This is a genomic window from uncultured Aquimarina sp. (genome assembly GCF_947495315.1).
In the GTDB taxonomy this organism is placed as follows: Bacteria; Bacteroidota; Bacteroidia; order Flavobacteriales; family Flavobacteriaceae; genus Aquimarina.
On sequence record NZ_CANLYD010000011.1, the window covers coordinates 1 to 13,736 of the forward strand.

The following is a 13,736-nucleotide window of genomic DNA, read 5'->3' on the forward strand; positions in this document are numbered from 1 at the left end:
ACAGTAATGGTAAATGTTTGATCATCAGAAGTGTCATCACCACCGTTAGCAGTTCCCCCATCATCAGAAATACTTACTGTTACCGTCGCACTACCACTAGCATCTGCAGCGGGAGTATAGGTTAGATTTCCAGTTGCATCAATAGCTGGTTGCGCGCTAAATAATGCATTGTTGTCATTTGATACATTAAAATTCAATGTTTGCATTGCATTAGCATCTCCATCATCAATGGCAGTTGCCCATCCATTTACGGTTTGTGCACCAGCATCTTCATTGACTGCTTCATTGGCACCCGCAGTGAAGCTAGGTTCGTCATTTACGGAGTTTACAGTAATGGTAAATGTTTGATCATCAGAAGTGTCATCACCACCGTTAGCAGTTCCACCATCATCAGAAATACTTACCGTTACCGTCGCACTACCACTAGCATCTGCAGCAGGAGTATAGGTTAGATTACCAGTTGCATCAATAGCGGGTTGAGCGCTAAATAATGCATTATTGTTATTTGACACATTAAAATTCAATGTTTGCATTGCATTAGCATCTCCATCATCAATGGCAGTTGCCCATCCATTTACGGTTTGTGCACCAGCATCTTCATTGACTGCTTCATTGGCACCCGCAGTGAAGCTAGGTTCGTCATTTACGGAGTTTACAGTAATGGTAAATGTTTGATCATCAGAAGTGTCATCACCACCGTTAGCAGTTCCACCATCATCAGAAATACTTACGGTTACCGTCGCACTACCACTAGCATCTGCAGCAGGAGTATAGGTTAGATTACCAGTTGCATCAATAGCGGGTTGAGTGCTAAATAATGCATTATTGTTATTTGACACATTAAAATTCAATGTTTGCATCGCATCAGCATCTCCATCATCAATGGCAGTTGCCCATCCATTTACAGTTTGCGCACCTGCATCTTCGTTGACTGCTTCATTGGCACCCGCAGTGAAGCTAGGTTCGTCATTTACGGAGTTCACAGTAATGGTAAATGTTTGATCATCAGAAGTGTCATCACCACCGTTAGCAGTTCCACCATTATCAGAAATACTTACGGTTACCGTTGCACTACCACTAGCATTTGCAGTAGGAGTATAGGTTAGATTTCCGGTTGCATCAATAGCTGGTTGCGCGCTAAATAATACATTATTGTCATTTGATACATTAAAACTCAATGTTTGCATTGCATCAGCATCTCCATCATCAATGGCAGTTGCCCACCCGTTTACAGTTTGTGCACCCGCATCTTCATTGATAGCTTCATTCGCACCCGCAGTGAAACTTGGTTCGTCGTTAACGGCATTTACAGTAATTGTGAATTGCTGTGTAGCAAAAGTATCATCACCTCCATTCGCAGTTCCTCCATCGTCTGAGAGTACAACACTTACTGTTGCAGAACCATTAGCATCTGCAGCAGGAGTATAGGTTAGATTACCAGAAGCACTAATTGCCGGTTGTACGCTGAACAGTGAATTATTGTCATTGGTTACTGTAAATGTCAAAGTTTGTGTAGCGTCTGAGTCTCCATCATCTATGGCAGTTGCCCACCCGTTTACAGTTTGTGCACCTGCATCTTCGTTAACAGCTTCATTCGCACCCGCAGTGAAACTTGGTTCGTCGTTAACGGCATTTACAGTAATTGTGAATTGCTGTGTAGCAAAAGTATCATCACCTCCATTCGCAGTTCCTCCATCGTCTGAGAGTATAACACTTACTGTTGCAGAACCATTAGCATCTGCAGCAGGAGTATAGGTTAGATTACCAGAAGCACTAATTGCCGGTTGTACGCTGAACAGTGAATTATTGTCATTGGTTACTGTAAATGTCAAAGTTTGTGTAGCGTCTGAGTCTCCATCATCAATGGCAGTTGCCCATCCGTTTACAGTTTGTGCGCCAGCATCTTCGTTAACAGCTTCATTCGCACCCGCAGTAAAACTTGGTTCATCATTCACTGCATTTACAGTAATTGTGAATTGCTGTGTAGCAAAAGTATCATCGCCTCCATTAGCAGTTCCTCCATCATCTGTTAATACTACACTTACGGTAGCAGAACCATTGGCATCTGCAGCAGGAGTATAGGTTAGATTTCCAGTTGCATCAATAGCTGGTTGCGCACTAAATAATCCATTATTGTTATTGGTTACTGTAAATGTCAAAGTTTGTGTAGCGTCTGAGTCTCCATCATCAATGGCAGTTGCCCACCCATTTACAATTTGTGCACCTGCATCTTCGTTAACAGCTTCATTCGCACCCGCAGTGAAACTAGGTTCGTCATTAACGGCATTTACAGTAATTGTAAATTGTTGTGTAGTAAAAGTATCATCACCTCCATTCGCAGTTCCACCATCATCTGAGAGTACAACATCTACAGTTGCAGAACCATTAGCATTTGCAGCAGGAGTATAGGTTAGATTACCAGAAGCACTAATGGCTGGTTGTGCGCTGAACAGTAAATTATTGTCATTGGTTACTGTAAATGTCAAAGTTTGTGTAGCGTCTGAGTCTCCATCATCAATACTGGTTGCCCAGTTGTTGACTGTTTGTGCACCTGCATCTTCATTGACTACTTCATTCGCCCCCGCGGTAAAACTAGGTTCGTCATTAACGGCGGTTACATTAAGCGTAGCCACATAATTTCCAGTACTGTTTTCTATACCATCATTAACTTCAAATTGAAAAGATGTATTTACTGAGCCTGTCTGTATATATTGTAAGTTCCCAGCATCTAAATCAGCTTTTGAAACCGTTGAGCCCATAGAAAGTTGTTCACCAGTATCAAAAGTATCACTGCTATTGGCATCTACATATAGCGTCCCTATAGCAGGAAGAATTTCTATTAATAGATTGTCTAAAGGGTCACTATCCGTATCATTATAACTAAAATCAGCAGTAGCAAATGTATATGTTTGATCCTCAAATGGGCCCGATGAAGCAGTGAAGCTTGAAGCCGTTGGAGCAGAGTTTGTTGATACAGCAGCTATTATAATCATACTGTCTATTGACCATCCTCCAATAATTGGAGAAGATGGAGTTAATACTAATTCATCAATATCTGAGAAAGATCCTGTTGTTGGATTTGTTAAATCAACGTTCACTAAAGTATTGTGTAATGCATTAATAATCTTTGTTCCTACTTCTATTCCGTCTTTTTTTCCAGACGCAGTAAATGATAAAGTTGTAGGTGCAGAATTATATTCGTAAGCAAAATCAAAACTAGTAATGCCTATTTCACCACCTGAATCTGTGGATAAAGTAGATGAATTTGTTGTTCCGAGAGAACCACCCCCAAAGAATAAAGCAGCGTCAGATCCTCCTGCTGTAGCATTTGTACCTGCTCCATTTCCTGATAATGCAAAAGCAATAATTCTTGAATTTGAAGAGGTCATAGATACATCAAATCCGTTTAATAGAGTGCTAAAACTTTGATCAGCACTAGGATTTAGACCATTGGCTATGACGATTGTCGATGTTCCAAACTCCATCGTAGTTGGGGTCTGTCCATATGATTGTTTGTGAATTAAAAAAAACACAAAATATACAATCGGAATTAGCGAAGATTTGAAGTAATAATGTTTCATATGTTTAACTGTTTTGTTAGGGAAAATTTACCTTTAACTAAAGGTATTAATTTTATTTGGAATAAATTGAGGGTTATTCTTGGTTTTTGAAAACCTCTAATAAAATTTCATTAGAGGTTTTTACTTTTTATAAATTATTTTATCATTAACTTCTTGAAGGAAATAGTCCTTGTAAAGCAATAATATAATTAGTTGTCAAATAAGGTTGCATGTTATTATGTGATTGGCCTCCTCCATTATTTAAAATAGTTAAACCAGCATTACTTCTAATAGTTTGGCCATTTACAGGGTTCGTTGGTGGTCCAAAAGCTTTTACCTTAGTAGCACTTAGACCTGTACCAAATTGTGCCACTGCAGGTACATCACCAGCTTGTGGAGTTTCATTCACTGCATTTTCCGTACTTAATAGAATAGTTTGATCCGTGCTTTCTGAATTTTGTGTTAAGTGATTGTGAGAAGGCAATTCGGGAGTTACTAAGGTATGTGTTTCTCCGCCTCCTTTCGAACCCAATCTACGATTACTCAAACCGGGCCCGTTTCCAGCGTGCATTGGAACTCTACCCCGTAAATCGGGAAGTGCAAACGTAGTTCTGCCATCTCCACCGTACACTGTGCCCAGTATTGAGAAAAGTGCACTGTTTGATGAAATTGGTAATAATTGCCCGTCACAAAGCGCCCAGCCTCTAGGAGCGAAATTTCCTCCGAATAATATAATTTGTCCTAAAAAAGGTTCCATAAATAATTAATTTTAAAGATTAATAAATTGATTTAAGTTATTTAGTAATGAACTTGTTCTTCTTTTATTCTTATACTTGTTATAAAACAATGTCCTTGTCGTATTCCTAGATGGACAAATTTTGTTCCTGATAAAATGCCTGCATCAGAACTAATAGCATTTATTCTTAGTATTTTTCCGTATTTACAATACACATACAATCCTTCTTGTGGATGTGCGTGGATGATCTCACCAGCAGTTTTGCCAAGTAATGGTTGACTGTCTACAGGAGAAACTTCCAGAATTCTTATAGGAGATCCTTGGTAATATGTAATTGCTCCACCATATTTAGGATTGCAAGCATTCACTAAATTTTCTATTTCATCTGCAGTTTGGGTTTCCCAGGAAATCGTAGTGTCTTTTTCTATAGGTCTGTTGTAATATGTAATTTCTTTTGTTGGCTGAGGTTTAAAGTTTTTAATGTCGGTTACCAGCTGAATTGATTTTTGAATAACCCCATCAAGCATATAACTCATTTTGGAATTAGCCATTCCCAAGGTTTCTCCAGGAATTATAGGAACAGGTCGTTCTAATAGAATTTTACCAGTATCCCAATCTTCATCCATCTGATGAATAGTGATAGCCGTTTGTTTTTTTCCTTGTTTTATAGACCAAAATAGTGGATCAGGACCCCTATTCTCTGGTAATTTTCCAAAATGAACATTCAGAAAACCATATTTTGGTATTTCTAATACTTCTTTAGGAATCTTGATAGAAAAACCACAAACCAATACCAAATCAGGAGCTTTATTTACTAACCAGGTTTTGAATGCGGTGCTAATATTTTGTTTATTGATGAGATACGTGTCAAGACCTTCTTTCTGTATGGAGGTAAACCAAAAATTCTCCTTAGGATTCGGAACTTCAGATTCCTGAAAACATACAGCTTCCAAATGATTATCTTTAGATAGGCTGTTATATACAGAAAGGCAGACAGGAAAGCTTCCGATAAGTATTGTTTTCATGAATTCAAGGTTTTACAATCCGCCAGACATACATCTAGCTATATTGATTAAATTATTCAGATAATTTTTTCTGATTTCTCTGTGTATCAAAACTAAACAGAGTATTAAAATTGATCAATACGTATAATTACCTGAATTTTAGTGAAAGTGTTTGCTAATGATAATTCCCTGCTTTTTAGAGGAACCTTTAGCCTTATAATATCGTCCTTTTTGTGTGGAAATGTATTTTCTTTTGGTTTAAAGAAATAAAGTGAAGTGTATAGTGCTGCTATTTAGATCAGTTTCTGTTGAAAACTAGAATTGTGATGATGAAGAAGCTTGGATTCAGAAAAATTATTTATTTAAGATATAGACACTTTTGATCGTAATCTATAACGGCTTTTCCTCTTTTTAAAACATCAGCACCAATAATCCCATCTACTGGTTCCGCTTGATGTGCGATAAGCGCCGTATTTACATGAGTAAGATCAAATAAAATAAGTGAAATACTTTTTTTTGACCATTTGCCAAGCTGTAGCGTATTTTTTTTAGAAAGCTGTGTGAGCATGTCTGTAGCGCCAGCACCAGCTGCCTTTACATCACTATCCTGTGCAAAAAGATCAAATTTTTCTACTGCATCAAAACCAACACACGAATTAGAGGCTCCAGTATCTACAATAAAATTACCCTCTATACCATTAAGCATTGCTTTCACCTCAAAATGATTGGTTTTGGTATACACAAGTTTAATACGATGATATTCTTTTTCAATTAGAAACTGGCGGAGTGTTGTCATTTTATTTTTTGTCGAATCACGAACAAAAATAGTATAATTAATAAGAACCCTCCGATTATAAATATCCAATTTGATTTTCCTTCAGTTGGAGATTGATAGTTTCCATAATACACAAATGAAGCCCAGTAATACGGTGATTTTTGAGTATTAGAGATTTCTTTTGCTTCAAGGAAATCCAATTTTGCTTTATGCAATTCGTATACATAGGAGTTAGAAAGATGTAGATTTTGATAAAAATATTGCATTAGCTGAGAAGTAGTTTTGTCATTTACTTTCCATAACGAAAACAATACATTTTGTACTCCTGCATATTGAAATCCTCTACCAATGCTAAGCGGACCTTCTCCTTTGGCCAAAGTGCCTATACCTGTTTCACAAGCACTGAGCACGACTAAGTCTGCTTCTAATTGCAATCCATATAACTGATTTACCAGAATATTCTGATCTATGAACTGTATAGAAGCTGGTCTTGAAAAACTTCCTGCTTCTGCGTGGGTAGATAGGTGTAAAATCGAATGTTTTTTTGTCTCATCCAGAAAACGTGCATAAGTGGCTTCCTCTTTTTCTAAGAACACACCATCAAATTTTTGTTGTATGTGGCTTTGTTCTTCAAGAGAGAAAGGAAGTTCTAGATTGGTGTTTTCGAAAACCGGAAACACTCCTAGAATGTTTAATTTTGTGTCCCTGCTATTTGATCTTAAATATTTACCTGCGGAAATTTCGTAGTTTATGATACTTGATTTTAACAAGAATGGCATCTTCTCGAAACTTAAAACATTACTTTTTTTAGTCAATAATGTTTCAAAAGGAACAAAATTGAGTAGTCCATCAGGAATAACTAGTAGCTTCTTAGTGTTAGGAATTTTTAGAATATTATATAGTTCAAAACTACTTTCCGAAAAACTCTTTACATTGTTAACAATAGTGGATGAATTATTAAAGTAACGTATATAATTTTGGATGACACTTCTAAAATGCTCAATATCTTGAGTTTTTGTTATTTCAATTGAATCTGCATCAATTTTGAATTGATACACAGTTTTTTTACCAAAAAAATATTCAATTAAGGTAAGATCATCTTGTTTTAGCTTTCTTTGAAGCTCCGTAATTGAGATTTTTTTTTGCTTAAAAAGAAGATTGGGATATTTTTTCTGAAGCCTTTGAGTTACATCCTTAAGTTCTATAGATTTCATTTCATACACCGATACCCGTTTTTGAATTTGTGAGATGTCAGCCTTGTCTTCTTTTTGTTTTTCTTGTAAAATGTATGTGTCATATGTTGCTATTTCGTTAGTAAGTTGTTTGTTTTTCTTTACTAACGAATCGTTTTTGTACTGTGACAGCAGTTGTTTAGATAGCAATGCTTCATTTACAAAAGGTGCTTTAGAGTTTTCTGCTGCTTCAAATGCTTTTATGAGATACTTCGCATCTTTTGTTGTAATGTACATGGAATACAAAAGATCAATGTAGGTTTCGGTACGATTTCGGTTTTGACTGTGCTGAATAATTTTTGTATCCTGTAACGGGTACGTTGTATTTAATTTTGAGTTTACCTCAAAAGCTGCCTCGAACACATTAATGGCTAAAATCGGCTCATCTAATTGTTGATGGATATAGGCCTGTACATCTAATGCTTTGATTAAGACTCTGTCTGCTATAAGAATCTCCTTTTTCGGAAAATCCATGTCTGAGGAATATTCAGGAAGTAGGTATGCATAGATTTCTTTAAGATTTTTTAATGCTTCAGTATATGCTGATTTAGAAAGCAGAATATCTATATACGCCAATTGCCATTTTGCAATATCTCGAGCTGATGTATTTGGTTTTTTTAATAGCTGAAGTTTTGCCTTGTGGATATAGTTTTGGGCATTTTGTAGTTCCTTGTTTTCTAGAGCGATTGCTGCTAAGATTTGGTAAGCATTTACCTGGGTGACATCTATCGAAATTACTTTTAATGCATGCTTTTTAGCTTCTTCCATTACTCCGGAATCTAGATAATTAGTAGCTAAATTTGTTAGAATGTTCACGTTTTTTGGAGCTATTTCTTCACCTTTTTGGAGCACCTTAATCGCTTTCTGATAATTACTTTGATTGTTATAAGCAATAGATAGGTTTGTGATAGCAGAGATTATTTTAGCCGTATTTTGAGATTGCTCCGCCAAATATAAATAGTTAGTAATTGTATTTTCTGCTTTTTGTAAATCCCCAATTTTGAGATATAAGTTTCCTAGAGGTTGCAGGCAGTTTTCAATGATATCATAATTTTTGAGGTTGTTATTATTGAAGGTTTTCCAGGATTTTTCATAGTAGACAATAGCTGTGGGGATGCTTCCAAATTGATTATAGTAATATCCCATATTAGCATGAACAATAACCCACGCAAGTTTGTCTTCTTTAGATAAAAGTTGATCTTCTTTAGAAGCTGTGATTTTACTTAATCTATGTAATTGCGACTTTGATGAATCTTTTAGAAAATAATCTAATTGATTGTATAAAAATTTTGAAGTCTTGGTTTTTTGCTCTGCAAGAACTACATCATTTCCCAAACACAGAAAAACGAAAATTAAGAAGAGTGTTTTAAAATTTCCAAATCCCATAAAACTGAATTTGAGAATTTGGAGCATCGAAGTTGTATACGTACCTAATACCAAGACTGGGTCCGATCCGAACAGCCCCTAGATTCATTCCAACAAAAACTCCGGTTTGAAAATTGGTAAAAGTATCATCTATTTCTTGTACGACAAAAGAGTCTAAATCTCGATCAGGAGTGATTATTTGCCCTTGTTCTTCGATAATAAACCCTGTACCTGTTGTTTCTTGATCATTTGTGCTTGTGAGATCCAGTTTTAATTGAATTCCGGCTCCCATAGCGAAGAAATTAGTGAAGTTATACCGATAAGAAGCTGGTACCGCATATACTGAGATGCTATTGTATTTGTTTGCTTCTGAGAATTCAATAAGATTTTCTATTCCATTGGCTTGTGTAGACCTAGTTTCAAAATTTCTTATTTCATCAAATGAAGATGCAGAAAATAGTAGTTCTACTTGATAATATCCTCTATAAGATTTGAATGGAGAAAGCGTAGCTCCTACAAAATATTCTCTTTGATTGTTTAATTCAGGAACTGTAATGTATCCTGCTTTTGCACCAATCGAAATCCCCGGTAAGAATCGCGTAGTGGCATAATTAGTAATAATAGGATCGTTTTTGTCAAAATAAATAGCAGTCTTGCTTCTCGTTTTTTTCTTGTGGAATTTTTTGCCAAATTTCATAGAGTATTTTACAAACCCCTTAGTAGAATCAATTTCAGCTACATTTTTCTGTTCACTTCCGGGAAGATAGATTCTATTAAATTGAAATATGATTTTATCTTTTTTCAAAATAGTGTCCAGACAACTGTAATTTACTTCTCGTTCTTTTGGACAAATTGGACATTCCGGATACATGCCCTCAATTCTAAGTGTAGATTTGTCAAACATTTCTGGGGTATCCACTTCTAGTTTTATTGTGTTAGCAGGACCTTCTCCGTTATTCTGAAATCGTACTTTGAATTTTAATCGTTTAAATCTCACTAAACGATAATTCATTAAAAAACCATTAGAAGACATTTTATTGGGATCATGAGAAGTCACAATTTCCATCTCAGTATCCTTTACGGTATGATCATCAAAATTATTGTCAGGGACATATACACTTCTTAGCGTTACAATCGCACTGGTGTCTTTGATCATTTCCGGAGTAGTCTTTAGTGTTCTAAAGATATTGCGCTCTTCTCCGGGTTTCATATCGTCAAATTCTATGATCTGATAACTTCGGTATAAGGCTTTTGATTCCTCTAATGTAAGCGGAAAGTTCCTTCGCTTGGTAGTGTCTTGTACAAAAAGCGTTTTATTATATAGCAAAGAAATATTATTTGAAGCTAATAAAGTATGATCATCATTTTCTGGAAGTATTGAAGAAACACCATCCAAAGGAACGATCCGTTCTCCATAATGTAATCGAGTATCTTCTATAGTAAAATTATCATTCTTAAATTGTCGGTCATTATAAAATAGATATAATTTTCCGCTGGAGATATAGTTATTATTGTTCTTGTAGCTAGTAATAAACACCATTTCTTGATCAGGAACGGGTTCGCGATTTCTTTTTAAAATTAAATCATCATCTTCAGTAAAAGGAGAATTACCTTCAATAGATGCTTCGTCTTGTGCGTTATCGACTGTTACAGATTTTGGCCTACTCGCAGGAGGTTTTCCGTTATCATAGTTGTTTGTTGCCCATAGCTTAGCATCATATTTGCCATTTTTTTTATAGGTGTGTGCTGGTTTTTCCTTAAAACTATAATTACCGTCTCCGAACTCCCAATAATAGGTATAGAAGGCTTTAGGAGCACCAGCAATTTGATTAAGAGGAGGCATTTCTGCCTTGTAATTTACCTGATTACCTTGGATTTCATATGATATTGGTGTTATTCTGGGTATGGTATCATTGGTTAATATTTGGCCAATACAGAAAAAAGGAAACAGTACGATTGTAAATAAAGCCGAAAATCTATTCATGATTTGTTGTTAGTGTTAATAAAGATAAACAAAAAGTTAAATCGCAGATATTACAATCTTTAGTACATTAAAATTCCGGAAGGTCAACTTCCGGAATTTTTGCTGAAATTTGCTGTAACCCCCATTACCTAATATGCATATTTCAGTGTGAGTTTTGTTTACGGGAGACCGTTTATTAATGCAACTAATTCTGCTTCTGTTCCAGTACTGGTAGCGCCAATTACTTCTGTGTGGTTTTCTCCTATGGTTGCTCCCTGGATTGCATATACATATTGGTCATCTTGTACAGATACGAAAATGAAATGTACTTCTAATCCAATGGGTATTAACCCATAATGTTCAGAGAATAAACCAGTTTCTGAGTTGTAAATATCTAATAGCGCTAATGCTGTAGGTTCTCCGTCATAAGATATGTATACGTTACTATTGGTATTATCAAAACCTTCAGGAACATCTGCATATACTATTGTTTTAGGACCTTCATAATTATACCAGCGGTCTAAGTTTGTCCAACCAAAGTTGCTAATAAAACCTCCGTATCCAGAAACTCCCTGTCCATTAGGACCTTCTCTTTGCATAGGTTCTAAACCTCCCTGCTCATCTTCTTCCCATACAATATCACATTGCATTTCGTCTCCATTGCAATCATTATCTTGACCATTAAAAATTCTCATATCCTCATCAAATTCATCTGCAGGAGCAAAAAGTTGAAAATCATTAGCTAATTGTAATTGCTCTCCATTTTGAGTAGCATTGATAAAAAACTCACCTGCAGAAACTAATGTTTCAACATCACCATTAGGACGTTTTCCATTGGTGGGCATTTTAGTTAATAACATTTTTGCCTTGTCATAAATTTCAATTAACTCAATAGTTACAGAACCAGTAACGGGATCACCATTTTGATCTTCAAAGCTGTTGGGAGGGAAATATAAGATGGTACCTTCTGATCCATATACCTCACCAGAACCGCCAGCATTTAGAATAGTTGTTTGTAAAGCTTCTTCACGATTTTCGATAATCTCAGTTTCTAATTCTAATCCATCAAGAAATTGTTCGATAATAATGTCATTGTCATCATTGCTACTACAGCTCGCTAATAAAAGAATGCTTACACCTAAAAGTAAAAAGTTAATCATTCTTTGTTTTACATTCTTACTACTATTCAGTAATGCAATTGTTGTACTATTTGTTTTCATGTTTTTTAGTTTTAATTGCCCATTATGGACTTTCTAAATTTTGTTGTTTACATCTTCATATCAACAACACTAATTTTTTGTTACCCTCTTTCTTAAAAACTTTTTTAATTTAGATGTCCAGACCAAATCATTTATGGGAAATAACAAAGCGCATGCTGACCAGAAATATATCGAAGCTCTCTTAAATAATGACAGCATAGTTATTAAAGAGATCTATGAAAAATTCGCTCCTAAAGTTGTAGGATACATAAAGAAGAATAGTGGAGACGAATCCAAGGCTCAGGATATAATCCAGGAAACTTTAATTACAATATATAAGCAAGCAAAAGAAAAAGAACTAATGCTTACTTGTCCGTTTGATGCTTATTTCTTTTTACTCTGTAAACGGAAGTGGCTAAATGAGTTAAAAAAGAATACCACAAAAGAGGTAACAATTAATGAAGAGGTCGTATCTATTAATGACGAGAGTGTTCAATATGCTGATGAAACCGTAGTTTTTGAGGCTAGAAATAAACTTTTTACAGAAGTGTTTGATCAATTAGGAAAGGCATGTAAAGAGTTGTTAAAAGCCACTTTTACTATAAAATCTATGGAAGAAGTAGCGTCAAAATTAGGGCAATCCTATGGGTATGTCCGCAAGAAGAAATCGCTATGTATTGGCCAGTTAACAAAAATGGTTCAAAGCGCTCCTAAGTATAATAAAATAAAGAATTTGTTATGACCCCAGAAGAAAAATATGAGCTTTTTGAGCGAAAAATTAGTGAGGAGCTTTCTAATAAGGAAGAAGAAACGCTATCCCAAATAATCAAAGAGGATAAGGCGATTGCTGAAGAATTCAGAATATATAAAGAATGGAGTTCTTATTTGGATGCTAATCTGAATTTAGAACAGGAGCAATCTGATTTAGAACAGAATTTGAAAAAAGTAGGAGATTCGTTTTTTGAGAAAAAACAAGCTAAAAAAGAAACCAAAGTAATAAAAATACCTTCTTGGGCATATGCGGTTGCTGCAAGTGTTGCGATTGTTTTAGGGGTATATACATTTACTAAAAGTGATCCAGCTTATAATGACTTTGCCTCGATACCAGAATTATCCATTACGGAAAGAGGAAGCGAGGATGAAATTAGTAAGAAAGCCGAAGCTTCTTTTAATTCTGAAAACTATGAGGAGGCGGAGAAATATTTGTTAGAATTATTAAACAATGATAACTCCAATTCAGAATATCTTTTTTACTTAGGAATCACTTTGGTGGAACAAGATAAACACGAAAAAGCGTCAGAGATCTTCGAAAAACTCCGACAAGGAACATCCGTATATAAATACAAGGCTATCTGGTTTGAGGCTTTGAATCAGTTAAAGCAAAAAAATATAGGCCGCTGTACTGAATTATTAAAATCTTTACCTCAAGAAGCTGAAGATTATCAGCAAGCACAAAAATTGCTTAAAAAACTTTAAATCTTCATAAATCATTGACGTTTAAATTGTTAATTAACAATATTTTCTTTAATAGAAGCGTTGTATTATGTAACTTTTAGTGAATTATAGCAATGTTTTTCTTAAAAATTTAAAGAGCATATATCATGGGGGTAAATGATCAAATACAATTAATACAAAAAGAGCAAATAAAGCATCTGCATTTTCCGCATAAAGAAGTTTTAAGCGATAAAAGATCTAAACGTGATCGATACCGTAAATTGGTAAGAGGATTGAGTTTGGGTAATTTAGAACACCTAAAGGTGAAGATAGTTTTTGCAGATGATGAAGGAGCTAAAAAAGTAGAAACAACCATTTGGGGAATTACCGATAAATCGGTCATTCTAAAGCAATCCACAATTATTCCTTTAGAACGAATTATTAGTGTTAATTAAATGTATTTTTATT

The 13,736-nt window shown here is 35.2% G+C and carries 10 protein-coding genes; 3 read left to right on the plus strand and 7 right to left on the minus strand.

Going from position 1 to position 13,736, the window contains the following annotated elements; genetic code table 11:
* The 7 genes from Q0910_RS17965 to Q0910_RS17995 form a co-directional block, all read right to left on the minus strand.
* Window positions 1-3,581 (minus strand): Ig-like domain-containing protein (locus Q0910_RS17965; protein ID WP_299219379.1); only part of this gene is annotated, 3,581 nt, incomplete at its 3' end.
* 145 nt (window positions 3,582-3,726) lie between these two features.
* A complete protein-coding gene (locus Q0910_RS17970; RefSeq protein WP_299219384.1) occupies window positions 3,727-4,317 on the minus strand; it encodes a tail fiber protein in 591 nt (196 codons plus the stop codon).
* Between the two features lie 41 nt (window positions 4,318-4,358).
* Window positions 4,359-5,321: a formyltransferase family protein gene (locus Q0910_RS17975; protein ID WP_299219386.1), complete on the minus strand. Its 963-nt coding sequence runs from the start codon at window positions 5,319-5,321 to the stop codon at window positions 4,359-4,361.
* Between the two features lie 337 nt (window positions 5,322-5,658).
* Window positions 5,659-6,096 (minus strand): retropepsin-like aspartic protease, encoded by a 438-nt coding sequence (locus tag Q0910_RS17980; RefSeq protein WP_299219388.1) that lies wholly within the window; start codon window positions 6,094-6,096, stop codon window positions 5,659-5,661.
* Window positions 6,093-8,693, minus strand: coding sequence for a CHAT domain-containing protein (locus Q0910_RS17985; protein WP_299219390.1), 2,601 nt, complete (start codon window positions 8,691-8,693; stop codon window positions 6,093-6,095). The genes Q0910_RS17980 and Q0910_RS17985 overlap by 4 nt, the downstream gene beginning before the upstream one ends.
* Window positions 8,674-10,656 (minus strand): PKD domain-containing protein, encoded by a 1,983-nt coding sequence (locus Q0910_RS17990; RefSeq protein WP_299219393.1) that lies wholly within the window; start codon window positions 10,654-10,656, stop codon window positions 8,674-8,676. The genes Q0910_RS17985 and Q0910_RS17990 overlap by 20 nt, the downstream gene beginning before the upstream one ends.
* A 158-nt stretch (window positions 10,657-10,814) precedes the next feature.
* Window positions 10,815-11,855, minus strand: coding sequence for a hypothetical protein (locus Q0910_RS17995; protein WP_299219395.1), 1,041 nt, complete (start codon window positions 11,853-11,855; stop codon window positions 10,815-10,817).
* A 133-nt stretch (window positions 11,856-11,988) separates the two neighbouring features.
* On the opposite strand from Q0910_RS17995, the gene Q0910_RS18000 reads away from it, so the two are divergent.
* From Q0910_RS18000 to Q0910_RS18010, 3 genes are all read left to right on the plus strand, one after another.
* Window positions 11,989-12,576 (plus strand): sigma-70 family RNA polymerase sigma factor, encoded by a 588-nt coding sequence (locus Q0910_RS18000; protein WP_299219397.1) that lies wholly within the window; start codon window positions 11,989-11,991, stop codon window positions 12,574-12,576.
* Window positions 12,573-13,310 (plus strand): hypothetical protein, encoded by a 738-nt coding sequence (locus Q0910_RS18005; RefSeq protein ID WP_299219399.1) that lies wholly within the window; start codon window positions 12,573-12,575, stop codon window positions 13,308-13,310. The genes Q0910_RS18000 and Q0910_RS18005 overlap by 4 nt, the downstream gene beginning before the upstream one ends.
* A gap of 125 nt (window positions 13,311-13,435) precedes the next feature.
* The gene (locus tag Q0910_RS18010; RefSeq protein ID WP_299219401.1) at window positions 13,436-13,723 is read left to right on the plus strand and encodes a hypothetical protein; all 288 of its coding nucleotides are present in this window, start codon (window positions 13,436-13,438) and stop codon (window positions 13,721-13,723) included.
* Window positions 13,724-13,736: the final 13 nt, after the last annotated feature.

Coding starts and splice junctions, on each gene's coding strand:
- Q0910_RS17970 (WP_299219384.1), bottom strand. CDS start 4,317: ATGGAACCTTTTTTAGGACAAATTATATTATTCGGAGGAAATTTCGCT.
- Q0910_RS17975 (WP_299219386.1), bottom strand. CDS start 5,321: ATGAAAACAATACTTATCGGAAGCTTTCCTGTCTGCCTTTCTGTATAT.
- Q0910_RS17980 (WP_299219388.1), bottom strand. CDS start 6,096: ATGACAACACTCCGCCAGTTTCTAATTGAAAAAGAATATCATCGTATT.
- Q0910_RS17985 (WP_299219390.1), bottom strand. CDS start 8,693: ATGGGATTTGGAAATTTTAAAACACTCTTCTTAATTTTCGTTTTTCTG.
- Q0910_RS17990 (WP_299219393.1), bottom strand. CDS start 10,656: ATGAATAGATTTTCGGCTTTATTTACAATCGTACTGTTTCCTTTTTTC.
- Q0910_RS17995 (WP_299219395.1), bottom strand. CDS start 11,855: ATGAAAACAAATAGTACAACAATTGCATTACTGAATAGTAGTAAGAAT.
- Q0910_RS18000 (WP_299219397.1), top strand. CDS start 11,989: ATGGGAAATAACAAAGCGCATGCTGACCAGAAATATATCGAAGCTCTC.
- Q0910_RS18005 (WP_299219399.1), top strand. CDS start 12,573: ATGACCCCAGAAGAAAAATATGAGCTTTTTGAGCGAAAAATTAGTGAG.
- Q0910_RS18010 (WP_299219401.1), top strand. CDS start 13,436: ATGGGGGTAAATGATCAAATACAATTAATACAAAAAGAGCAAATAAAG.